Origin of the sequence: Tersicoccus solisilvae (genome assembly GCF_014643255.1) — a bacterium.
GTDB lineage: Bacteria > Actinomycetota > Actinomycetes > Actinomycetales > Micrococcaceae > Tersicoccus > Tersicoccus solisilvae.
Map to the genome: position 1 here is coordinate 89,022 of NZ_BMJI01000006.1, position 22,674 is coordinate 111,695.

The window sequence follows — 22,674 nt, forward strand, 5'->3', positions numbered from 1 at the left end:
CACCGTGCCTCACCTGCTCGTGCGGAACTCCCAGCGGATCCGCGCGCGCCACACCGCGCCGGGCCGCAGCACGGCCGAGGGCAGGTCCGGCCGGTTCGGGGCGTCGGGGCACGGCTGGGGTTCGAGCGCCACGCCGTCGCCCGGCCGGTAGAGGGCTCCGCCGTGGCCGGGGACGCCGGTGGCCAGCACGTTGCCGGTGTACACCTGCAGGCACGGCTGGTCCGCGAGCACGCGAACGCCGCGGCCGGTGCCCGGAAGGCTGAGGTCGGCCACCTCCCGAAGCCCGTCGCCCGAGCCGCCGACCCCCGCACGGTCGACCGGAGGGTCGGGCAGGTACGGGTGGTCCAGACCGCCGACGGCGGCCACCTGCGGCACCGGACGCCGTCGGGCTTGGCCGAGGCTGACGCCGGCGCGCAGGTCGAGGCCCGCGGCGGCGACGTCGGCCACCTCGCCGGGGATGCCGGTGGCGTCCACCATCAGCACCCGGTCGGCCGGCACCCGGAGCAGGTGCCCGTCGATGCTGCCGCCGCCGGCGAGGTTGAAGTAGACGTGGCTGGTCAGGCCGACGACGGTCGGCGCGTCGGTGCGGGCCTCGAGGGCCAGCTCCAGGGCGGTGCCCTCGATCGTGTACCGGGCGCGCACGTCCAGCCGGCCGGGGAAGCCCCCGTCGCCGTCGGGACTGGTCACCGCGAGGGTGAGCGCCGTGGGGCTCTGCTCGGTGACCGCCCAGGTCCGCCGGTCCAGTCCCGTGCTCCCGCCGTGCAGGGTGTTGCCGCCGTCGTCGGCCTCGAGCCGGTGACGCCGGCCGTCGAGGTCGAAGGCGGCGCCCGCGATCCGGTTGGCGTACCGGCCGATCAACCCGCCGAGGTACACCTCCGGGTGGGCGAGGTAGCCGCCCATGTCGGCGAAGCCGAGGGCGACGTCCGTCCAGCCCTCGCCCGGAGTGCCCTCGTCCCGCAGCCGGATCCGGTTGAGGGTGGCGCCGTGGTCGAGGACGGTCACCGCGAGGGCGTCGCTGCCGATCTCCCACGCGGTCACGGGCGCTCCGGCGGCGTCCACGCCGAACCGGCGGGCCGGGCCCGCCGCGTCCTGCCGTGCGCCGCCGTCGCTCCCGCCGCGCCCGTCGTCCGTACGGCTGGCGACCACGGTCCGTCGCTCCGCGCTCACGCCCGGTCGAGTGTCCACGGCGTGGTGAGCACGCGGCCCTCGGGGACGACGCGCCGCTGCCCCGTGAGGGTGAAGGGCAGCTCGGTGACGGTGTCCCGGCTGGAGGTGCCGACGCGCAGGCTCATGGTGCCGGGCTCGACGATGCGGCGCAGGTCCACACCGGTGAACGAGGTGCGGTCGGCGTGGACGCGAAACCGCACGTGGGCGGACTCGCCGGGGTCGAGCGTGACCTTGGCGTAGCCGATCAGCGCGATGATGGGCCGCGTCACCTCGGCGACGTCGTCGTGCAGGTACACCTGGACGACCTCGGTGGCCGGGCGCTCCCCCGGGTTGCTGACCGGCACGGTGACGGTCAGCTCGCCGTCGACCGGCACCTCGGTCCGGTCCAGGGTGGCGTCGCCGAGCGTGAGCCGGGCGTAGCCGAGGCCGTACCCGAACGGGTAGAGCGGCCGCGGATCGAGGTTGGAGACGCCCTCGCTGTACCAGCCGAGCGGCGGGGCGAGGTAGGTGCCGGGCTGGCCACCGACGGTGGCAGGGATGCCCACGGGCAGGCGACCCGAGGGGTCGACGACGCCGGTGAGCACGTCGGTGAGGGCGGCGGCGCCCTCCTCGCCGGGCATGAACGCCTGGACGACGGCCGCGCACCGGTCGGCGTAGTCGCCGAGCGCGTACGGGCGACCGGAGACGACGACGAGGACGACCGGGGTGCCGGTGGCCAGCACGGCCTCGACCAGGTCACCCTGCACGCCGGGCAGCCGCAGGTCTTCCGCGTCGCAGCCCTCCCCGGAGGTGCCCTGCCCGAACAGGCCGGCCAGGTCGCCCACGGCGAGCACCGCGACGTCGCTGCGCTCCGCGAGCGCGACGGCGGCGTCGAAGCCGCTCCGGTCCGGCTCCAGCACCGGGGCGCCGGGGGCGTGCGCGACGGCGTCGCCGAGCTTGTCGGTCAGCCCCTGCAGCAGGGAGTCGACCCGGATGCCGAGCCCGAGGTCCGGGTAGCGCCCGAGTACGTGGTTGGGGAACGAGTAGCAGCCCATGAAGGTGCGGGGCTCGTCGGCGCACGGGCCGATCAGGGCCACGGACGTGCCGTCGGCCAGGGGGAGCACCCCGTCATTGGCGAGCAGCACGATGCTCTGCTCGGCGACCTCACGGGCGAGGCGCCGGTTCGCGGGCGCGTCCAGGTCCCGGTCCGCGCCGATCGTCTCCGGGTCGACGTCGGGGTCCAGCAGGCCGAGATCGACCTTCTGCCGCAGCACCCGGGCGACCGCGACGTCGATCGTGGCCTCGTCGATCAGGCCCGCGTCCACCGCGGCGGCGAGGTGGGCGTAGGTCCCGGTATTGGGCAGCTCGACGTCCAGGCCCGCGCCCACGGCCTGGGCGGCGGCCTCGGCCGGCCCGGCGGCCACGCGGTGCATGGTCTCGAGGAAGGTGACGGCCCAGTAGTCGGAGACCACCACGCCGTCGAAGCCCCAGCGGTCCCGCAGCACGCCGGTCAGCAGCTCCCGGTCCGACGCGGCCGGGACGCCGTCGACGTCGGAGTACGAGTTCATCACCGACCGCACCCCGCCCTCGCGCACGGCCACCTCGAACGGGTAGAGCATCACGTCCTCGAACTCGCGGCGGCCCATCGGCACCGGGGCGTGGTTGCGCCCGGCGCGGGAGGCCGAGTAGCCCGCGAAGTGCTTGAGGGTGGCGTGCACGCCGGCCGCCTGCAGCCCCCGTACGTAGGCGGCGCCGAGGGTGCCGACGAGGTAGGGGTCCTCCCCCGTCGTCTCCTCGACCCGGCCCCAGCGGTAGTCCCGCACCACGTCGAGCAGCGGCGAGAGGCCCTGGTGCACGCCCACGGCGGCCAGGTCGGCCCCGATGGCGTGCGCCATCCGCTCGATCAGGTCCGGGTCGAAGGTGGCGCCCCAGGCGATGGCCGCCGGGTAGACGGTGGCCCCGTAGGCGGTGAACCCGGTGAGGCACTCCTCGTGGGCGATCGCCGGGATCCCGAACCGCGAGCGCTCGATCACCTGGCGCTGGTAGTCCCGCAGGTGCGCCAGGCCGTCCGACACGGACACCGGTTCGGTGCCCCAGTTGCGGGTGAGGTGCCCGAGCCCGTGCCGGGTGGCGTCGTCCCAGGTGACACCGGCGCTCAGCCCGCTCTCCATGGGCGCGACGTCCCCGGCGAGCTGGCCGGCCTGCCTCGGGGTGGGCCAGAAGCTGCCCAGCTGCCCGATCTTCTCGTCCAGCGTGAGCTCGGCCAGCAGGGCCTTGACGCGGGTCTCGGCGGGCTGCTGCGGATCGTTCCAGAGGTGCATGGTGCTCCTGGAGACAGGCACCGGGTCCGGTGCGGCGGGGGGAAGGACGGAAGACAGCGGGAACTACTTGGAGAAGCCGGCGGTCAGGCCGGAGACGAGCTGCCGCCGGCCGACGGCGTAGGCGGCCAGCAGGGGCAGCACCGAGAGGACGACGGCGGCGAGGATGGCCGGCACGTTCACGGTGAAGGCGCCCTGGAAGGACCACAGGGAGAGGGGCAGCACCCGCTGGCTCGCGCTCTGCGTGAGGATCAGCGGGAACAGGAAGCCGTTCCACACGTTCAGGGCGTCGTAGATCGCGACGGTGATGATGGCCGGTTTCGCCAGCGGGACGGCGAGCGACCACAGCATCCGCCACGGGCTGGCCCCGTCGACCGTCATCGACTCGAACAGCTCCCCGGGCACGTCCCGGAGGAAGTTGACGAGGATCAGGACGGTGATGGGGATGGCGAACGCGATCGAGGGCAGGATCAGCGCCCACAGGGTGTCGTACAGACCCAGCTGCACGATCAGGTAGTAGACGGGGATGATCACCCCCTGCAGTGGGATGGCGATGCCGAGCAGCAGCGCGTCGAAGAACCGGCGGGAGAACCGCGAGGGGTTGCGCACGATCACGTAGGCGGCGAGCAGGCAGACGAACACCGCCACGGCCACGCTGACGCCGGTGACGATCACCGAGTTGACGAAGTAGGTCGCGAAGTCGGCCCTCAGCACCTGCCCGTAGGCGGTCAGCGTGGGGGCCGACGGCACCGAGAGCGGATTCGCCGAGAAGTACTCGGCCCGCGGGCGCAGGCTCGTGACGACGATGTAGTAGATCGGCAGGATCGTGATCGCCAGCCAGATCCACCCGAGCGCGCCGCCGATGAGATTCGGCGCCTTGCGGCCGCCCAGGCCGAGGGAGACGCGGGAGGGTTTCTGGTCGCGCAGGGCGAGGGCCATGTCAGGCTCCTTCCAAGCGGCTGGCCGCGTTCGCGCCGCCGCCGAGCCGGTTGAGGGCCAGCGAGATGGTCAGGCCCAGCACGACGAGCAGGACACCGACGACGCTGGCGCCGCCCATGTCGTACGACCGGAAGCCGCGCAGGTACATGTCCAGCGGCAGGATCCGCGTCGCGTCGCCCGGTCCCCCGCCCGTCATGACGAAGATGAGGTCGAAGTAGGTGAGCGAGCCCACGATCATCAGGGTGGAGGAGGTGATGATCGTGTTGCGCACCTGCGGCAGGGTGATGTGCAGGAACGTGGTCACCCGGCCGGCGCCGTCGATCCGCGCCGCCTCGTACATCTGCACCGGGATCTGCCGCACCGCGCCCTGGTAGAGCAGGGAGTGGAACGGGATGAAGGACCACGAGACGACGAACAGCAGCGTCGGCAGCGCCAGGGACGGGTTGCCGAGCCAGTCCTGGTTCAGCCAGTCGAGCCCGAAGGCCCGGCCCAGGCCGAAGTTGGGGTCGAGCAGCGCCTTGTAGGCGATGCCGATCGCGGCCGCGGAGAAGAGCAGGGGCAGGAAGTACAGCACCGAGAGCACGGCCCGGTACCGCTGCTGGCCGGCCATGAAGACGCCCAGGAGCAGGCTCACGGGGAACTGGACCAGCCAGCTGGCGGCCGTCAGCACGAGCGTGAGGCCGAAGGCCCGCTGCGTGGTCGGGTCGGCGAGGATCCGGCCCCAGTTCTCCGCCCCGATCCACGCCGGTGTGCCGAGGCCGTCCCACGAGGTGAAGGAGAGTGCCACGACCCCGAGCAGCGGGACCAGGGCGAACATCGCGAAGAACACCAGGGCCGGCGCCGCGAGCCAGGCCGAGGGGCCGGTGCGCACGTGCTCCCGCGCACCGGCCCGTCGTGCTCGGCTCACTTGGCCGCCTTCATGGCGTCCGCGAACTGCTGCGGCGTCGCCTGGCCCAGGAAGAGCTTGCTGAGGTTCGTCAGCAGCGTCTGCGACTGGGACGAGGTCAGCGCCTGGTCCCAGGACAGCTCGAAGCTCGGCGCGTCCTTGACCATGCCGTAGGCGAAGGTGAGGAAGTCCTTCTGGTCGGACTCCGCCAGCTTGGACTCGGCGTCGTTGGTGACGGGCACGTTGCCCCCGTCGATCAGGGACGTGACGTAGGTGTCGTTGAAGAGCGCCTCGTTCAGGTAGGTCGTGGCGGTCTTCTTCTGCTCGTCCGTCGCGGAGGCCGAGATGGACCAGAAGTTCGCCGGGTTGCCGACGATGTTCTCCGGGTCGCCCTTGCCGCCGGCCACGGACGGGAAGTCGGCGTAGCCGAGCTTGCCGTTCTTGACGAAGTCCGGGTTGTCGGTGAGGAAGCTGCCATACACCCAGGCGCCCTGCAGGAGCATGCCGGCCTGGTTCTGGTGGATGAGCGCGACGTCGGCGCCGGAGTCGGCGGTGACCGAGCCGTACCGGTCCCCGAACGCGCCCGCCTTGACCAGCTGGGAGATCATGTCCAGCGCCTTGAGCATGTCCGGATCGGACCACGCGGAGGCGTCGCCCTTCTTGATCCGCGCGAACAGCTCGGGGCCGCCCACCCGGTCGGCCAGGTACTCGATCCACATCAGCTCGGGCCACACGCTCTGCCCGGCCAGGGCGATCGGGGTCTTCACGCCGGCGGCCTTGAGCTTCTCGACCGCGGAGAGCAGCTCGTCGAAGGTACGGGGCGCCTCGTTCAGGCCGGCCTTGCTCAGCACGTCCTTGTTGGTGAAGAGGACGACGGGCTGGGCGTTGTTGTTCGGGACGGCGTAGACCTTGCCGTCGACCTTGCCGGATTCGAGCACGGAGGGCAGCAACCGGCCCTGCAGGTCCTTCGTGGACTCGGTGAGGTCGACGACCTTCTTGTTCTGGACGTACTCCTTCAGCGTGCCGCCGCTCCAGTTGTAGATCAGGGTGGGCGCGTTGCCGGAGCCGACGGCGGTGCGGATCTTCTCCTTGTAGGCGTCGTTGGCGAAGAACTCGGACGCGGCCTTGGCGTCCCCGTGCGCGCCGTTCCACTCGGTGAACGAGTCGCGGAACGCCTGCTCCGCGCCCCCGGTCAGTGCCCAGGCGGAGAACCCCGACCCGGCCGCGCCGCCGCCCTCGGCGCCCCCGCCCGGCTTCGCCCCGCCGCCGCACGCGGTGAGGGTCAGGGCCGAGACGACGGTGACCGCCACCATGCCCGCTCGAAGTCCTCGCATCGCCAACCTCATTCCTGCGCAACGTTGCGCTGTTGTTTCCGTCACAGCACACGCTAGGGCAGCGCAGTTGCCCGCCACAAGGCCTCGAGTCGACTTTTTTTGACCGAACAACAAATGATCGTGACCACGGCCTAATGGACGAAACGTTTCGCAATGCCCTACCGTGAGCGCATGGAGCGGGTGAGCCTCGGTGAGGTGGCGCGGGAAGCGGGTGTCTCGAAGGGCACCGCCTCGAAGGTGTTCAACGGGCGCCACGGCATCTCCGCCGACACCGCCGACCGCGTCCGCGCCGTCGCCGGCCGGCTCGGGTACGTAGCCGCCGAGCGCGTCCGGCCCGACGGTCCGCCCACCGTGTGGGTCGCCTTCGACACGCTCGCCAACCACTACGCCGCCACCGTGCTCGACGGACTGCTGGCGGAGGTGCACGCGCTGGGCGCCGTCGCCGTCATCGCCCGCTGGGGGGACGCCCGGGGCCCCGCTCCCCGGCCGGCCACCCCGGCGTGGATGGAGTACGGCCACGCCCACGGGGCGGACGCCTTCCTGCTGATCACGACGCCCGCCGACGACGCGCAGGCCCGCACCGCCGACCGGCTCGACACGCCGCTGGTGGTGATGGACCCCTCGACGTCGACGCCGGCGGGGGTGCGCTCGGTCGGGGCGACCAACTGGCGCGGCGGGATGCAGGCCACCGAGCACCTGCTCGGGCTCGGCCATCGCCGGATCGCGTTCGTCGGTGCCCCGTTCGCCTCCACCCCGGGCGAGGAGCGGCGCGCCGGCTACGCCGCGGCCCTCGCGGCCGCCGGGCTCCCGGTCGACCCGCGCCTGACGGTGCCGGGGTCCTTCCGGTTCGAGGACGGGCTCGCCGTGACCGGCCTGCTGCGCGGGCCGGAGCCGCCCACCGCCGTCTTCGGCGCGTCCGACGCCGTCGCCCTGGGCGTGCTCGAGGCCGCACGCCGGGAGGGGCTGCGCGTGCCGGCGGATCTGTCGGTGATCGGTTTCGACGACTCCTACGCCGCCTCCAGCGCCTCTCCCCCGCTGACGACCATCAACCAGCCGCTCGCCGAGATGGGCCACGTCGCGGTGCGCGCGGCGCTCGCCGGCGTCCGGGGGGAGGTCGCCACCTCCGCCCCCGTGCAGCTGGGCACCCGGCTCGTCGTCCGCGCGTCCACCGCGCCCCCGCCGGCCTGACGCGCACGCTCGTCGCGGATCCGGTTCCCATCGCGGCAACGGCAGCCGCGGCAGGAACGGCCGATAGGCTGGCACGACCATGCTGCTGACCGAGTACGCCGCCGCCCACGGGGTCTCCCCCGCCCCACTCCGACCGATCGATCAGCGGACCGCCGAACCCGACGCCGCCGGCGTCCCCACGCCCGAGCAGGTGTACGACGCCTTCACCGGCTGGTGCAGCGGCCGCGGCATCGAGCTCTACCCCGCGCAGGACGAGGCCGTCCTCGAACTCGTCTCCGGGTCCCACGTCATCCTGGCGACCCCCACCGGCAGCGGGAAGTCCCTGGTCGCCGTCGCCGCGCACTTCGACGCGCTGATGCGGGGCCGGCGCAGCTACTACACCGCCCCGATCAAGGCGCTCGTCTCGGAGAAGTTCTTCGATCTGTGCGCCGTGTTCGGGCCCCGCAACGTCGGTATGGTCACCGGCGACTCGGCGGTCAACCCGGACGCCCCGATCGTGTGCTGTACCGCGGAGATCCTCGCCAACCTCGTGCTGCGCGCGGGCCGGCACGCGGACGTCGAGACCGTCATCATGGACGAGTTCCACTTCTACGCCGACCCGCAGCGTGGCTGGGCGTGGCAGGTGCCGCTGCTCGAGGCGCCGCAGAGCCGGTTCCTGCTGATGTCCGCGACACTCGGCGACGTCACCCGGTTCGCCGACGGGCTGACGGAGTTGAACGGCAAGCCGACGGCGGTGATCGCGAACGCGGAGCGGCCGGTCCCCCTCTCCTTCGAGTACGCCATGACGCCGGTGCACGAGACCGTCGAGGAGCTGCTCACCACCCACCGGGCGCCCGTCTACATCGTGCACTTCAGCCAGGCCGACGCCGTCGAGCGCGCCCAGGCGCTGATCAGCCTCAACCCGGCCGGGCGCGAGGCCCGGGACGCCATCGCCGAGGCGATCGCCGGCTTCCGGTTCGCCGCCGGCTTCGGCCGCACGCTCTCCCGCCTGCTGCGCCACGGCGTCGGCGTCCACCACGCCGGGATGCTGCCCAAGTACCGCCGCCTGGTCGAACAGCTCGCCCAGGCCGGGCTGCTGACGGTGATCTGCGGCACCGACACCCTCGGCGTCGGCATCAACGTGCCCATCCGCACGGTGCTGATCACCGCGCTGAGCAAGTACGACGGCACCCGCACCCGGGTGCTGACCGCCCGCGAGTTCCACCAGATCGCCGGGCGCGCCGGCCGCGCCGGGTACGACACCGCCGGCACCGTCATCGTCCAGGCCCCCGAGCACGTGATCGAGAACGAGAAGGCGCTGCAGAAGGCGCGGGACAAGTTCGGCGACGACGCGAAGAAGCTGCGGCAGGTGACGAAGAAGAAGCCGCCGACGGGTTTCGTCTCGTGGGGCGAGCCGACGTTCCGCCGGCTGGTGGAGGCGCCGCCGGAGCCTTTGGTCTCCAGCTTCACCGTCTCGCACGCCATGGCCCTGAACCTGCTCGAACGGGACGAGGACCAGGTCACCGCGATGCGCCGACTGATCGAGGAAAGCCACGAGCCCCGGCAGCGCCAGCTCGTGCTGCTCCGACGTGCCCTCGGCATCCTGCGCGAACTGCTGGCCGGCGGCGTCGTCGAACGCATCCCCGACCCGGCGCCCGGCGGCCCGGTGCTGGCCCTGCAGGTCGACCTGCAGCCGGACTTCGCCCTCAACCAGCCGCTCTCCGGCTTCGCGCTGGCCGCCCTGTCGATCCTCGATCCGGAGGAACCGGGGTACGCGCTCGACGCCGTGTCCGTGATCGAGGCGACGCTGGAGCCGCCGCGGCAGGTGATCGCCGCCCAGGCGAACCGGGCCCGCACCGAGGCCGTCGCCGCGATGAAGGCCGACGGCGTGGACTACGAGGCGCGGATGGCCCGGCTGGAGACCATCGCCCACCCGCAGCCGCTCGCCGAACTGCTGGAGGACGCGTTCGAGACGTACCGCCGCGGGGCGCCGTGGCTCAACGACTTCGCCCTCACCCCCAAGTCCGTGGTGCGGGACATGTACGAGCGGGCGATGGGCTTCACCGAGTTCGTCGCGTTCTACGGGCTGGCCCGCAGCGAGGGGGTGCTGCTGCGCTACCTGGCCGACGCCTTCCGGGCGCTCCGGCAGACGATCCCGGCGGACGCGCGGCGCGAGGACCTCGGTGACCTCGTGGCGTGGCTCGGCGAGCTCGTCCGGCAGGTCGACTCGTCCCTGCTCGACGAGTGGGAACAGCTGCTGGACCCCGACCACGTGGAGGACGCCGTGCGGGAGCACGAGCGCACCGGGGTCGAGGCCGCCCAGCCCACCGCGCCGGTCACCGCGAACGCCCGCGCGTTCCGCGTGATGGTCCGCAATGCCCTCTTCCGGCGCGTCGAGCTGTTCGCCGCCGAGCGCGAGGAGGAGCTGGGCGAGCTGGACGGCGACGCCGGCTGGGACGCGGACCGGTGGGGCACCGTCATGGACGACTACTTCGACGAGCACGAGGAGCTCGGGACCGGGCCGCGGGCGCGGGGCCCTCAGCTGCTGCTCATCGAGCAGGCACCCGGCCGGTGGCGGGTCCGGCAGATCTTCGACGACCCGGCCGGCGACCACGACTGGGGCATCAGCGCCGACGTGGACCTGGCCGCCTCCGACGAGGCCGGAGCCGCCGTCGTCACGGTCACGGACGCGGGCCGACTCGGCGGCTGACCCCTTCCCTTCCGCCAGCTCGCCACTAGATGTTCCAAACGGGCTGATTCCTGCACCGGATCGAACATCTATTGACGAGCTGGCGTCTCGGTACCCGACACGACGACGGCGGAGCACCCCGGATCGGGGGCCTGCGCCGTCGACGGTCGTCGCGGGGAGTGTCAGCCCTCGCGGGGCTTGGTCACCGCGTCGGCCTCCGACGCGGGCACGGCCTCGGGAGCCGGGGCGGCGCCGGTGCGCTGGAACTCGCGGTGCTTGCCGCGAGCCCGGTCGAGCAGGTCGTGGAAGTGCTCCTCGGACGTGACCAGCTCGTCCCGGTACCGCGGCGAGATGGACGCCATCTTCTCCCGCAGCCGCGCCCCCTTCGCCGCCAGCTTCTCGCGCTCGGCGGCCGGGGTGTCCTGCGGCAGTTCGACGTACTGCTGCGCGACCGTCTGGACGCCGCCGATGATGCGCAGGGCGCGGCCCTTCGGGCTGTAGAGCGACGCGAGAACGGTGAGGACCAGGACGCCCATGATCACCGCGAGGGAGAATCCGGTGCTCACCTCGACGACCTTGACGTGCTCGCCGTCGTTGATGAAAGGCAGGTTGTTCTCGTGCAGGGCGTGCAGCACGAGCTTGACCCCGATGAAGCCGAGGATAATCGCCAGACCCCACGAGAGGTAGATCAGGCGGTCCAGCAGGCCGTCGATGAGGAAGTACAGCTGGCGCAGGCCGAGCAGCGAGAACGCCACCGCGGTGAACACCAGGTACGTCTGCTGGGTGAGGCCGAAGATCGCCGGGATCGAGTCCAGGGCGAAGAGGATGTCGGTGCCGCCGATGGCCACCATGACGAGCAGCATCGGCGTCATCATCCGCTTGCCGTTCTCCCACGTGAACAGCTTGTCGCCGTCGTAGTAGTCCGTGGTGTGCATAAAGCGCTTGGCCAGACGGGTGACAAGGTTGTCCGCCTCGTCCTGGTGCCCTCCGGACACCTCGCCCTTGATCAGCGACCCGGCCGTGACGAGCAGGATCAGGCCGAACAGGTAGAAGATCCAGGCGAACTGGTTGATCAGGCCGGCACCGACGAAGATCAGCGCCGTCCGGGCGATCAGGGCGAACGTGATGCCGAACAGCAGCACCTTCTGCTGGTCCTCGCGGGGCACCTTGAACGACGCCATGATGATGAGGAAGACGAACAGGTTGTCGACCGAGAGCGCCTTCTCGGTGATGTACCCGGCGTAGTACTCGCCGGCGTAGTTGCCGCCCCACTGGATCAGCACGTACAACCCGAAGATCAGGGCGATGCCCACGTAGATCGCGGACCAGACGGCCGATTCGCGCAGCGTGGGTTCGTGGGCCTTGCGGACGTGGAACACGTAGTCGAAGGCGAGCATGCCCAGGATGACGACGACGGTCACGATCCAGACGACGGGTGAGACTTCCATGGCACTCCCTCTCGGGGACGGGGACAGGACGGTACGCCGAAACGGCGCCGCAAGTCTCTCCACCGCCCTCATCCGCCCGATCCGCGGATCGGTGGCTCGAGTGCTGGTCGCTGCGCCCGGCCGGTGACCCGGCGTGCTGACGTCCGCAGCGCGGAAGGATACTCCCCTACGTCGCCATCGAGCCTAGCAGAACGGGAACCGCTCCCGGTCAGGTCAGGCCGCGCCCGGTCGCGGCGCGCCGGTCCGGGTCAACCGGAGGACGGCCACGACGGCGACGCCGAGCAGCACGACCGCGGTGAGGTTCAGGCCGAGGTACCCCGCGCCGGCGAGCAGTGCGCCGGCGACCGCGCTGCCGACCGCCCCGAAGGCGCCCATCAGGGTGTCGGAGACGCCCTGGGCGAGCACCCGGGAGTCGGGATCGACGCTCTCGGCGAGCAGCGTCGACCCGGCGACGGTGGACGCCGACCAGCCGAGTCCGAGCAGGAGCAGTCCGACGGTGACGACCGGCACCTGCGCCTGCCCGATCCCGGCGAGAACGACGGCGACGACGAGGACCGCCTGCCCGGCCAGCAGCGTGGCCGTCCGCCCCCACCGGTCGGTGCACCACCCCATCACCGGGGAGAAGGCGTACATGCCGAGGATGTGCAGGGAGATGGTGAAGCCGATCAGGGCGAGCAGGTCCGGCTCGTGCAGGTGCGCGGCAGCGTCGGCCGGCTGGGCCGCGTTGAGGTGCTGCAGATGCAGGGGCGTCATGGACATCACGGCGACCATGGCCCCGTGCGCCGCCAGCACGCCGAGCAACCCAGCCAGGGCACGGGGCTCCCGGCGGATCGCCGCCCAGCCGTGCCTGAGGGCGGCGGGACCGCGCGGCGCCGGCCCCCCGACGGCGGACCCCAGGGACGCCCGAGCGGTGAGCAGCGGGTCCGGGCGCAGGCCGACCAGCAGGATGATGGCGCCGACGGCCATGCCGGCCAGGGAGATGAGGAACGGACCGGCGATCTCGGGCAGCCCGAGGGCGTGCCCGAGCACCGCACCCGGCCGCACCAGGTTGGGCCCGGCGACGGCCCCGACGGTGATCGACCAGACGACGATCGAGAGGTCCCGGCCGCGCCGGGCGTCGGCAGCCAGATCGACGGCCGCGAACCGGGACTGCAGGTTGACGGCGGTCGCCAGGCCCACCAGCGCCGCCCCGAGCAGCAGCAGGGCGAACAGGCCGGTCACGACGGCGAGCACGATGACGGCGCTGCCGACCATCGCGCCCACCAGCCCGCTGACCAGGGCGACGCGCCGGCCGCGCCGGACCGCGACGGCGGACAGGGGCACGGCGACGATCGCCGCGGCGAGGGTCAGCGCCGTCGTCGTCGCGCCCGCCCACGCCTCGGATCCGGACAGCCTGACCGCCAGGATGGAGCCCAGTGCGAGCGTGGACCCGTTGCCGAGCCCGCTGAACACCTGGGCGATCGCGAGCACGGTGACGGTGCGCCGCTGCAGGACCCCCGACCCCTGGCCGGGCGCCGGTCCGTCGGCCGCGGTTCGCTCGACCGGCGGGTCACCGGCCGGCGGTGTCGTGCTCATGTCGGCAGGGTATCGCCCGACCGCTGCCGGGCGCGCACCGGCGCCGGGTCAGCGGCCGCCGTCGTCCACCCGCCGTTGGTGCAGGTCCTCCGCCTCGCGGTACTGCTGGCGGACCTCGTCGTCGGGATCGAGGTCGGACGCGTCGGCGCGGGTGTTGCTCGCCGCCTCGACCGCCCGGTCGCGCGCCTGAACGACGCGGTGGTACGCGTCCTGCCGGTGCTCGACGGGAACGTCCTCGCCGAGCTCGCGGTAGGTCTCGATGGCCGTCTTCAGCTCCGCGACCGCCTGCAGCGCCTTCGCCTTCGGACTGAGCAGGCTCGCCACGGTCGCGACGACGATGACGCCGACGATCACGACCAGCGAGATCATCGTCGGGATCTCCGGGGCCCACTCCATCGGGTGGCCGCCGTTGATGAACGGCACCTCGTTCTCGTGCATCGCGTGCAGGATCAGCTTCACGCCGATGAACGCCAGGATGACGGAGAGGGCGTGCTTGAGGTAGATCAACCGCTCCATCAGGCCACCGAGCAGGAAGTACAGCTGACGCAGCCCCATCAGCGCGAAGATGTTCGCGGTGAACACGATGAACGGGCTGGTGGTCAGGCCGAAGATCGCCGGGATCGAGTCGACCGCGAACATCAGGTCCGTCAGACCCAGCGTGACGAACACGAGGATCATCGGCGTGAAGACCTTCTTGCCGCCGTCGACGGTGCGCAGCTTGTTCCCGTCGAACTCCTCGGTCACCGGCACGACCTTGCGCAGCCGCCCGATCAGCGGGTTGTCTCCGCCCTCGGACTCCTGCTCCCCGGAGTCGCGCGCCTGCTTCCACGCCGTGTAGAGCAGGAAGACGCCGAACAGGTAGAAGACCCAGCTGAACGTGTCGATGATCGCGGCGCCGAGCAGGATGAAGATGCCGCGCAGCACGAGGGCGATGATGATGCCCACCATCAGCACTTCCTGCTGGTACTTCCGGGGCACCTTGAAGCGGGCCATGATGATGATGAAGACGAACAGGTTGTCGATGCTCAGGCTGTACTCGGTGACCCAGCCGGCGACGAACTGGCCGGCGTGCTCCACGTCGACGACGAGCAGCATGAGGACGGCGAAGACGAGCGCGAGCCCCACGTAGAAGCCGACCCAGAGGCCGGCCTCCTTCATCGAGGGGATGTGGGGCCGTCGATACACGTAGAGCAGATCGAACAGCAGGACGGCGATGAGGACGACGAACGTGCCGACCTCGAACGCCACGGGCAGCTGCGGCATGTAGGACCTTTCGGGTACGAGTGACTGCCGTAAGTCTCTCCATCACCCCGCCGACCGTCGGTCGCGGGCGTGCACGCGCACCCGGTCGGACGACGATGTCCGGCGTGTTGACGGATGCGGATCGGACGGGATACTCCCCTACGCTGCCGATCAGTGTAGTCCGCGCGGCGGGTGCTCCGGGAACCGGGCGATCCACGCCGCCAGGGTCGGGTCGTCCCAGTAGTCGCCGTGACCGCGCACCGGGTCGGGCGGCACCGGGTCGGCCAGCTCGACGTTCTCGGCCCCGGGCATCGGCCCCGACACGGGATCCGTCACGCGGAACGCGTTCAGCCAGGCGGCGGTGCGATCCGCGCCGGCCCTCAGCAACCGCTCGTCCACGTGGGCCGGGAACAGGCCACGGAACACGGTGTGGACGGGGCTGCCGGTGGTGACGAGCGCGGGCGTCGCACCCGCCCGGGCCTCCGCGGTGGTCGTGGCCAGCAGCCACAGACACAGCAGGCTGCCCTGGCTGTGCCCGACCAGGACCACGGGCCGGTCCCGGTGGGCGGCGAGCTCGGCGCGCAGGGCCGCCATCACGTCGGCCCGGTAGGAACTGCCCGCCAACGGGTGCGACCGGACCGGCCAGAAGCCGCTGACGTCCCCGACCCGATTGACCGCCTCCCGCACGCCGGCGAACTGAGCGAGCAGCACGGCGACGGCGACGAGGGTGGCGAGCACGGAGACGAGCAGGTAGAGGACGGGGAACACGGGCTGCGCGCGTCGGGACTCGAGGAAGGCGATGCCCGCCCAGCTCAGCGCCGTGCCGGCGACACCGGCGACGGCGGCGGAGCGCCACAGCACGGCGCCGGCGTCGAGCACCGAGCGCCGGGCCAGCTCCCGCCAGCGGTAGGGGCTGCGCACCGGCTCGTCGAGGCGCCGGCTGCGCCACGCGGCGACGCCGAGGGCCGAGGCGACGAGCACCACCAGCAGCAGCAGGGCGTGCGCGGGGAGGAAGTCCACCCGGTTGTCCTGATAGGTGGTGGGATCGTCGGCGGCCAGCACGACGCCGACCCACGTGCCGCTCGCGCCACCGCCCGGGGCGAAGGCCTGCGCGACGAGGCTGGCGGCGCTGTCGGCGACCATCCGCAGCAGGGCGAAGAGGGCGTGCAGCACCACGACGGCGACGACGAGCAGCAGTCCGGCCGTGGCGAGGTTGAGCCCGGCCGGGCCGGAGGGACGCAGGCCGCGGGGACCGCCGGTCGCCCTTGCGTCGGTGGTCGTTCCGCGCCGCTGGGCGAGGGCGGCGCGCACGACCAGGACGGCCGCGAACACCGCCGCCACGATGACGGAGAGGGCGGCGACGGTCGGCAGCGGGTCGAGCAGCCGGGCCGGACCGCTCGCGCCGAGGGACGCCGACGCGGGAGACACCACGCCGGGGCTGTCCGGCCAGGGGCCGGTGACCGCCCACCGCGCGGGCCGCGTGATGGCCAGGGCGACACCCGCAGCCAGGGCCAGGCCGGCGTGCACCGCGGTGACCGCAGCCCCGGCCGACTGCCGGCCCGGCCGGTCCCGCCGGTCGGCGGTGCCCGCGTCGTCCCGCCGCCCGGCACGGACCCGGCGCAGGACCACGGCGCCGGCGATCAGCACCGCGACGGGCAGACTCACCCACCAGGCGGCGGCACCGGGCTCGACGGTCACGGGCAGCCGCGCGAGCACCGTCTCCACCATGGCGACGCCCCAGATCAGGGTGCCCACCGTGAGCAGGGCGGAGATCAGGGTTGTGCCGGCCGCGAGCCACCGGGAACGACGGCCGGCCGGGTGCAGGAACGCCGTGACGTTGACCAGGGTGAACGGGAAGGCCAGGTACCAGCCCGCGCGCTGCGCGCGGCGGGTACCGCGCACCCAGTTGACGATCCGCACCCGGTGCCGCGGGAGCCGCGGCGGGTCGACGGTCCGCACCCGGCGGCGCAGCACTCGATTGCGGGCCCGGCCCAGCGCGTCGGTCCACGGCAGGTTGCCGATGCCCTGGACGCGGATCTCGACCAGCGGGGCGTCCGCCGGCTCGCCGGCCGGCACCTCAGGCGTGACCCGCGGCGCGCATCTGGCGCAGATCCTTCTTCAGGTCCCCCACCTCGTCGCGCAGGCGGGCGGCGAGCTCGAACTGCAGGTCGGCGGCCGCGGCGTGCATCTGCTCCGTCATCTGGGCGATCAGCTCGGTGAGGTCCTCGGCCGGCGCGGCGGCCAGCCCGTCCTTGCGGATGCTCTCCTGCCCCAGGCCCGCGGCCTTCGCCGCGGAGTAGCCGCGCTTGCCCTTGCCGTAGTCGAACTGCTTGAGCAGATTCTGGGTGTCCGCGTCCTCCCGGGCCAGCGAGTCCGTGATGTCGGCGATGCGCTTGCGCAGCGGCTGCGGGTCCACGCCGCGCTCGGCGTTGTACTGCTGCTGGATCTGGCGGCGCCGGTTGGTCTCGTCGATCGCGTTCGCCATCGAATCGGTGACCCGGTCCGCGTACATGTGCACCTGGCCGGACACGTTGCGGGCCGCGCGGCCGATGGTCTGGATCAGCGACGTCGTCGACCGCAGGAAGCCCTCCTTGTCGGCGTCGAGAATGCTGACCAGCGACACCTCGGGCAGGTCCAGGCCCTCCCGGAGCAGGTTGATGCCGACCAGCACGTCGAAGGAGCCCAGCCGCAGTTCGCGCAGCAGCTCGACCCGGCGCAGGGTGTCGACGTCGGAGTGCAGGTACTGCACCTTGACGCCGTGCTCGGTGAGGTAGGCGGTCAGATCCTCGGCCATCCGCTTCGTCAGGGTGGTGACGAGCACCCGCTCGTCCTTCTCGGTGCGGGTCCTGATCTCCCCCAGCAGGTCGTCGATCTGCCCCTTGGTCGGCTTGACCACGATCTCGGGGTCGACGAGCCCGGTGGGGCGGATGATCTGCTGCACCACGCCGTCGCTCTTGCCGAGTTCGTACTGCCCCGGCGTCGCCGAGAGGTAGACCGTCTGACCGATCCGCTCGAGGAACTCGTCCCACTTCAGCGGCCGGTTGTCCATGGCGGAGGGGAGCCGGAAGCCGAAGTCGACGAGGGTGCGTTTGCGGGACATGTCGCCCTCGTACATCGCGCCGATCTGCGGGACGGTCACGTGCGACTCGTCGATGACCAGCAGGAAGTCGTCGGGGAAGTAGTCGAGCAGGCAGTGCGGGGCGGTGCCGGGGCCGCGGCCGTCGATGTGCCGGGAGTAGTTCTCGATGCCGTTGCAGAAGCCCATCTGCTGCATCATCTCGAGGTCGTACGTGGTGCGCATGCGCAGCCGCTGCGCCTCCACCAGCTTGTTCTGCGACTCCAGCTCCGCGAGCCGGTCCCGCAACTCGTCCTCGATGGTGCGGACGGCGCGCGCCATCCGCTCCTCGCCGGCCACGTAGTGGCTGGCGGGGAACACGTACATCTCCTGCTCCTCGCGCACGATCTCCCCGGTGAGCGGGTGCAGGGTGTGGATCGACTCGATCTCGTCCCCGAAGAACTCGACCCGGACGGCCAGTTCCTCGTACATCGGGATGATCTCGACGGTGTCGCCACGGACCCGGAAGGTGCCGCGGTGGAAGTCGACGTCGTTGCGGGCGTACTGCATGGACACGAACTTGCGCAGCAGGTCGTCCCGGTCCATCCGGTCGCCCACCTTCATGGTGACCATGCCGGCGACGTACTCCTCCGGGGTGCCCAGGCCGTAGATGCAGGAGACGGTGGCGACCACGACGACGTCGCGCCGGGTGAGCAGCGCGTTGGTGGCCGAGTGCCGCAGCCGCTCGACCTCCTCGTTGATCGAGGAGTCCTTCTCGATGAAGGTGTCCGTCTGGGGGACGTAGGCCTCGGGCTGGTAGTAGTCGTAGTACGAGACGAAGTACTCGACGGCGTTGTGGGGCAGCAGTTCCCGGAACTCGTTGGCCAGCTGCGCCGCCAGGGTCTTGTTCTGCACGAGCACCAGGGTGGGCCGCTGCACCTGCTCCACCAGCCACGCGGTGGTCGCGCTCTTGCCGGTGCCGGTGGCGCCGAGCAGGACGACGTCCTGCTCCCCCCCGTTGATCCGCTCCGCGAGCTCCTTGATGGCCTGGGGCTGGTCGCCCGCCGGCTGGAACTCGCTGACCACCTCGAAGGGGGCCACCACCCGCTTGATGTCCTGCGCCAGACTCATGGATCAAGGCTAGATCACCCCACCGACAGAACTCCCGGCGGTTCGCCCACGGCGGGAACCGGCTCAGCGCGCCCGCGTCCGCCACCCGGTGCGCCTCTCCCGCCGGGGGTCCGATCCGTGATGTGATCGGCCACGTCAGCGCGGTGATCCGCACCGCGCCGCACGCAACCGAGGGGGAAACCATGTCCACACCCGATTCGCCGCACTCCGCCACCCCGTACGCCGGGCCGAACACGCCCGCTCCGGCCTCCGCGCCGGCGCCCGGGCGGGGTCTCGGCATCGCCGGGTTCATCCTGTCGCTGCTCGGCCCGCTCACGGTGCTCGGCCTGATCCTCTCGATCGTCGCGCTGATCCAGTCACGCCGGGCCGGCCGGCCCAACGGGTTCGCGATCGCCGGCATCGTGATCGGCGCGCTCGGCACCCTGATCCTCATCGGCCTCATCATCATCGGCGCGGTCGCCGCCGGTCAGCTGGCCGAGACCTGCCAGCAGCTCGGGCCGGGCACGCACGTCAAGGACGGCATCACCTACACCTGCTCCTGACCGATCCGTACCGTTCGCCGGAACCCTGGGTGGCCCCGCCGCTCAGGGTTCCGTGCGTTCCCGGTCGCCTTCGCGGTCAAGGAGGAGCACGACGACGGGCTGACCCGGGTCCGCCGAGCCGTGCAGGCGCCGGGCCCCGGGTACCGAGCCGGCCGGTGGCACCGGCGGGTGACCGGCGGCGGTGACCGCCGTCGCCAGGGCGTCCAGGTCGCCGGGGCGCGCGGCCACGGCGATCAGGTCGGGACCGGCGGCGGAGTCGTCGGACCGGACCGCCGGCGTCACGCGCTGCAGCGAGTCAGCCCCGGCGTGGCGGATCCGCGCCGCCGCCCGGGCGAGGGCCGCCCCGTCGAGGTCGGGCCCGGCACCCGACGCGAGCGTCGCCCGCGCGATCGCCGCGTCCGAGGGCCGGCCGGCCGCGAGGTTCGCGTCGAACGGGACGATGCGCTCGTCCCAGAGCCGGTCGACGGCCGCCCTGAGGTCCTCGACCGTGCCGTCGTTGTGCAGCAGGACGTCGGCGACCGCCGCCCGCTCGGCGTCGGTGGCCTGCGCGGCCATCCGGGCGCGAGCATCGGCGTCGCTCATCCCCCGCTGCTCCACCATCCGCCGCACCCGCGCCCCGGCCGGCGCCTGCACGACGACGACGAGGGGAAAGGCGTCCGCCTGGCCGGTCTCGACGAGCAGCGGGATGTCCTGCACGATCACGGCGTCGAGGGGTGCCGCGGCGATCCGGCGGGCCGCCTCGGCCCGCACGCGGGGGTGCACGATGTCGTTGAGGGTGCGACGCGCGTCCTCGTCACTGAAGACGAGGGAACCCAGCGCGGCCCGGTCGAGGCTGCCGTCGCCGCCCAGCACACCGCGGCCGAAGGCGTCGACCACCGCGTCGAGCCCGTCGGTGCCCGGGGCGACGACCTCGCGGGAGAGCCGGTCCGCGTCGACGAGCACGGCACCCCGCTCGCTCAGCCGGGTCGCCACCACCGACTTGCCCGCCGCGATCCCGCCGGTCAGCCCGATCCTCAGCATCGCCCCAGCCTACGGGCGGGGCGGAGGGGTTGTCCGCACGGGTTGTCCACGGGGTGCGACCGGCGCACCATGTGGTCATGGCCGACGATGCGCAGATCGAGACGAACGACGACGCGATCAGCCCGGACCAGGTGGACGAGCTGGTCGGTCTGATGAACGAGGCCGCGGACGCGTACATCCGCGGCGACATCGACCGGTATCTCGAGTTGCTCGAGCATCCGGAGGACTTCACCCTGATGGCGCCCTTCGGGGGCCCGACGACCGACCGGGGCGAGGACACCCCGGAGGCACGGGCCACGACGCGGAAGTTCTTCGCCGCCGGGGAGGCCACCTTCGAGGTGGACCGCCACTACGTCTCCGGCTCCCTCGTCGTCCTGGTGGGCGTCGAGCGACAGCACGGCGAGGTGGGCGGCCTGCCGGACCAGGACTGGTCCCTCCGCGTGACGCTCGTGTTCCGGCGCGCGGGCCACCGCTGGCAGCTGGTGCATCGCCACGCCGACGCCCTCGTGCACCCGATCTCGTTCGACCTGCTCGCGGAACTGGCCCGTGGCACCGAGGACGGAACCCGCTGACGTCCGGGGGCAGCCCGCCCGGACGGCACGAGGCCCCGGCAGCCGCAGCTGCCGGGGCCTCGTGGGGTCGAACGACTTCCGAATCAGTTACCGGTGAGCTTCTCGCGCAGGGCGGCCAGCGCCTCGTCCGAGGCCAGCGTGCCCGCGTCGCGGGACGTGTCGTCGGAGGAGTAGCTGGTGGTGCCGGAGTCGAAGCTGCCACCACCGGTGTTCTCCGCCGCGGCCTCGGCCTGCGTGGTGACCTGACGCTTGTGCGCCTCCCACCGCTCCTGAGCCTGCGCGTACTGCGCCTCCCAGGTGGCCCGCTGCGACTCGTAGCCCTCGAGCCACTCGTTGGACTCCGGATCGAAGCCCTCCGGGTACTTGTAGTTGCCCTCGTCGTCGTACTCGGCGGCCATGCCGTACAGCGCCGGGTCGAACTCGGTGGACTCGGGATCGACGCCCTCGTTGGCCTGCTTCAGCGACAGCGAGATGCGGCGGCGGTCCAGGTCGATGTCGATGACCTTGACGAACAGCTCCTCGCCCACGGACACGACCTGCTCGGCCAGGTCCACGTGGCGGGTCGCCAGCTCGGAGATGTGCACCAGGCCCTCGATGCCGTCCTCCACGCGGACGAACGCACCGAACGGCACCAGCTTGGTGACCTTGCCGGGGACGATCTGGCCCAGGGCGTGGGTCCGGGCGAACGTCTGCCACGGATCCTCCTGGGTCGCCTTCAGCGACAGGGAGACCCGCTCGCGGTCCAGGTCGACGTCGAGCACCTCGACGGTGACCGGCTGACCGACCTCGACGACCTCGGACGGGTGGTCGATGTGCTTCCAGGACAGCTCGGAGACGTGCACCAGACCGTCGACGCCGCCCAGATCGACGAACGCGCCGAAGTTGACGATCGAGGAGACGGTACCCGGGCGGACCTGGCCCTTCTGCAGCTTGTTGAGGAAGTCGGAGCGGACCTCGGACTGGGTCTGCTCGAGCCACGCACGGCGGGACAGGACCACGTTGTTGCGGTTCTTGTCCAGCTCGATGATCTTCGCCTCGAGCTCCTGGCCGATGTACGGGGCCAGGTCGCGGACGCGACGCATCTCCACCAGCGACGCCGGCAGGAAGCCACGGAGCCCGATGTCGAGGATGAGGCCGCCCTTGACGACCTCGATGACGGTGCCGGTGACGACGCCGTCCTCTTCCTTGATCTTCTCGATATCCCCCCAGGCGCGCTCGTACTGAGCCCGCTTCTTGGAGAGGATCAGGCGGCCTTCCTTGTCCTCCTTGGTCAGGACGAGGGCTTCCACCTCGTCACCGACGGAGACGACCTCACCGGGGTCGACATCGTGCTTGATGGACAGCTCGCGCGACGGGATGACGCCCTCGGTCTTGTAACCGATGTCGAGCAGGACTTCGTCGCGGTCGACCTTGACCACGGTGCCTTCAACGAGGTCGCCGTCGTTGAAGTACTTGATGGTTGCATCGATCGCGGCGAGGAAGTCCTCGGCGGTGCCGATGTCGTTGACCGCAACCTGGGGGGCAGCGGTCTTGTCGGTGGCGGTGATGGTCATGTAGGAGGGACTCCGATTTGTGGTGGATGGTCGGTGCGCGCGGCCGGGGCCGCACAC

General features: G+C 71.8%; 16 protein-coding genes. 4 read left to right on the plus strand and 12 right to left on the minus strand.

What is annotated here, in order from left to right; all coding sequences use genetic code 11:
* Positions 1-9: 9 nt before the first annotated feature.
* The 5 genes from IEX22_RS07295 to IEX22_RS07315 all read right to left on the minus strand — a co-directional run bounded on the left by IEX22_RS07295 (position 10) and on the right by IEX22_RS07315 (position 6,623).
* The gene (locus IEX22_RS07295; protein WP_188667674.1) at positions 10-1,167 is read right to left on the minus strand and encodes an aldose epimerase family protein; all 1,158 of its coding nucleotides are present in this window, start codon (positions 1,165-1,167) and stop codon (positions 10-12) included.
* Complete coding sequence (locus tag IEX22_RS07300) at positions 1,164-3,467, minus strand: glycoside hydrolase family 3 N-terminal domain-containing protein (RefSeq protein ID WP_188667675.1); 2,304 nt, start codon at positions 3,465-3,467, stop codon at positions 1,164-1,166. The genes IEX22_RS07295 and IEX22_RS07300 overlap by 4 nt, the downstream gene beginning before the upstream one ends.
* 63 nt (positions 3,468-3,530) lie before the next feature.
* Complete coding sequence (locus IEX22_RS07305; protein WP_188667676.1) at positions 3,531-4,403, minus strand: carbohydrate ABC transporter permease; 873 nt, start codon at positions 4,401-4,403, stop codon at positions 3,531-3,533.
* 1 nt (position 4,404) lies between these two features.
* Positions 4,405-5,310 (minus strand): carbohydrate ABC transporter permease, encoded by a 906-nt coding sequence (locus tag IEX22_RS07310; RefSeq protein ID WP_438816610.1) that lies wholly within the window; start codon positions 5,308-5,310, stop codon positions 4,405-4,407.
* On the minus strand, positions 5,307-6,623 hold the full coding sequence (locus IEX22_RS07315) for an extracellular solute-binding protein (RefSeq protein WP_229659845.1): 1,317 nt from the start codon (positions 6,621-6,623) through the stop codon (positions 5,307-5,309). Before IEX22_RS07315 ends, IEX22_RS07310 begins: the two co-directional genes overlap by 4 nt.
* A 171-nt stretch (positions 6,624-6,794) precedes the next feature.
* On the opposite strand from IEX22_RS07315, the gene IEX22_RS07320 reads away from it, so the two are divergent.
* Both IEX22_RS07320 and IEX22_RS07325 read left to right on the plus strand, forming a co-directional pair.
* Complete coding sequence (locus IEX22_RS07320; RefSeq protein ID WP_188667678.1) at positions 6,795-7,811, plus strand: LacI family DNA-binding transcriptional regulator; 1,017 nt, start codon at positions 6,795-6,797, stop codon at positions 7,809-7,811.
* 79 nt (positions 7,812-7,890) lie between these two features.
* Positions 7,891-10,500 (plus strand): DEAD/DEAH box helicase, encoded by a 2,610-nt coding sequence (locus IEX22_RS07325; protein ID WP_188667679.1) that lies wholly within the window; start codon positions 7,891-7,893, stop codon positions 10,498-10,500.
* A gap of 161 nt (positions 10,501-10,661) precedes the next feature.
* On the opposite strand, the gene IEX22_RS07330 is transcribed toward IEX22_RS07325, so the two are convergent.
* The 5 genes from IEX22_RS07330 to uvrB form a co-directional block, all read right to left on the minus strand.
* On the minus strand, positions 10,662-11,927 hold the full coding sequence (locus IEX22_RS07330; RefSeq protein WP_188667680.1) for a TerC family protein: 1,266 nt from the start codon (positions 11,925-11,927) through the stop codon (positions 10,662-10,664).
* A 213-nt stretch (positions 11,928-12,140) separates the two neighbouring features.
* On the minus strand, positions 12,141-13,502 hold the full coding sequence (locus IEX22_RS07335) for an MFS transporter (protein WP_188667681.1): 1,362 nt from the start codon (positions 13,500-13,502) through the stop codon (positions 12,141-12,143).
* A gap of 48 nt (positions 13,503-13,550) precedes the next feature.
* Positions 13,551-14,765, minus strand: a complete 1,215-nt coding sequence (locus IEX22_RS07340) for a TerC family protein (RefSeq protein ID WP_188667682.1) — start codon at positions 14,763-14,765, stop codon at positions 13,551-13,553.
* A gap of 150 nt (positions 14,766-14,915) precedes the next feature.
* Positions 14,916-16,820: a DUF3089 domain-containing protein gene (locus IEX22_RS07345; protein WP_188667683.1), complete on the minus strand. Its 1,905-nt coding sequence runs from the start codon at positions 16,818-16,820 to the stop codon at positions 14,916-14,918.
* Position 16,821: 1 nt separating this feature from the next.
* Positions 16,822-18,930: an excinuclease ABC subunit UvrB gene (gene uvrB, locus IEX22_RS07350; RefSeq protein ID WP_188667684.1), complete on the minus strand. Its 2,109-nt coding sequence runs from the start codon at positions 18,928-18,930 to the stop codon at positions 16,822-16,824.
* Between the two features lie 182 nt (positions 18,931-19,112).
* Here uvrB and IEX22_RS07355 point away from each other — a divergent pair, with 182 nt between their 5' ends.
* Entirely contained in the window at positions 19,113-19,472 is a 360-nt protein-coding gene (locus tag IEX22_RS07355; protein WP_188667685.1) for a DUF4190 domain-containing protein, read from the plus strand.
* 42 nt (positions 19,473-19,514) lie between these two features.
* Here the strand turns inward: IEX22_RS07355 and coaE are convergent, their stop codons facing one another.
* Positions 19,515-20,492 (minus strand): dephospho-CoA kinase, encoded by a 978-nt coding sequence (gene coaE, locus IEX22_RS07360; protein ID WP_188667686.1) that lies wholly within the window; start codon positions 20,490-20,492, stop codon positions 19,515-19,517.
* A gap of 77 nt (positions 20,493-20,569) precedes the next feature.
* Between coaE and IEX22_RS07365 the strand changes: the two genes are divergently transcribed.
* A complete protein-coding gene (locus tag IEX22_RS07365) occupies positions 20,570-21,064 on the plus strand; it encodes a YybH family protein (protein ID WP_188667687.1) in 495 nt (164 codons plus the stop codon).
* An 83-nt stretch (positions 21,065-21,147) separates the two neighbouring features.
* Here the strand turns inward: IEX22_RS07365 and rpsA are convergent, their stop codons facing one another.
* Complete coding sequence (gene rpsA / locus IEX22_RS07370) at positions 21,148-22,617, minus strand: 30S ribosomal protein S1 (protein WP_188667688.1); 1,470 nt, start codon at positions 22,615-22,617, stop codon at positions 21,148-21,150.
* Positions 22,618-22,674: the final 57 nt, after the last annotated feature.

What these genes read in the sequence shown, in the direction of transcription:
- IEX22_RS07320 (WP_188667678.1), top strand. Translation starts at nt 6,795, where the DNA reads ATGGAGCGGGTGAGCCTCGGTGAGGTGGCGCGGGAAGCGGGTGTCTCG.
- IEX22_RS07315 (WP_229659845.1), bottom strand. Translation starts at nt 6,623, where the DNA reads ATGCGAGGACTTCGAGCGGGCATGGTGGCGGTCACCGTCGTCTCGGCC.
- IEX22_RS07325 (WP_188667679.1), top strand. Translation starts at nt 7,891, where the DNA reads ATGCTGCTGACCGAGTACGCCGCCGCCCACGGGGTCTCCCCCGCCCCA.
- IEX22_RS07330 (WP_188667680.1), bottom strand. Translation starts at nt 11,927, where the DNA reads ATGGAAGTCTCACCCGTCGTCTGGATCGTGACCGTCGTCGTCATCCTG.
- uvrB (WP_188667684.1), bottom strand. Translation starts at nt 18,930, where the DNA reads ATGAGTCTGGCGCAGGACATCAAGCGGGTGGTGGCCCCCTTCGAGGTG.
- IEX22_RS07305 (WP_188667676.1), bottom strand. Translation starts at nt 4,403, where the DNA reads ATGGCCCTCGCCCTGCGCGACCAGAAACCCTCCCGCGTCTCCCTCGGC.
- IEX22_RS07365 (WP_188667687.1), top strand. Translation starts at nt 20,570, where the DNA reads ATGGCCGACGATGCGCAGATCGAGACGAACGACGACGCGATCAGCCCG.
- IEX22_RS07340 (WP_188667682.1), bottom strand. Translation starts at nt 14,765, where the DNA reads ATGCCGCAGCTGCCCGTGGCGTTCGAGGTCGGCACGTTCGTCGTCCTC.
- coaE (WP_188667686.1), bottom strand. Translation starts at nt 20,492, where the DNA reads ATGCTGAGGATCGGGCTGACCGGCGGGATCGCGGCGGGCAAGTCGGTG.
- rpsA (WP_188667688.1), bottom strand. Translation starts at nt 22,617, where the DNA reads ATGACCATCACCGCCACCGACAAGACCGCTGCCCCCCAGGTTGCGGTC.
- IEX22_RS07335 (WP_188667681.1), bottom strand. Translation starts at nt 13,502, where the DNA reads ATGAGCACGACACCGCCGGCCGGTGACCCGCCGGTCGAGCGAACCGCG.
- IEX22_RS07300 (WP_188667675.1), bottom strand. Translation starts at nt 3,467, where the DNA reads ATGCACCTCTGGAACGATCCGCAGCAGCCCGCCGAGACCCGCGTCAAG.
- IEX22_RS07355 (WP_188667685.1), top strand. Translation starts at nt 19,113, where the DNA reads ATGTCCACACCCGATTCGCCGCACTCCGCCACCCCGTACGCCGGGCCG.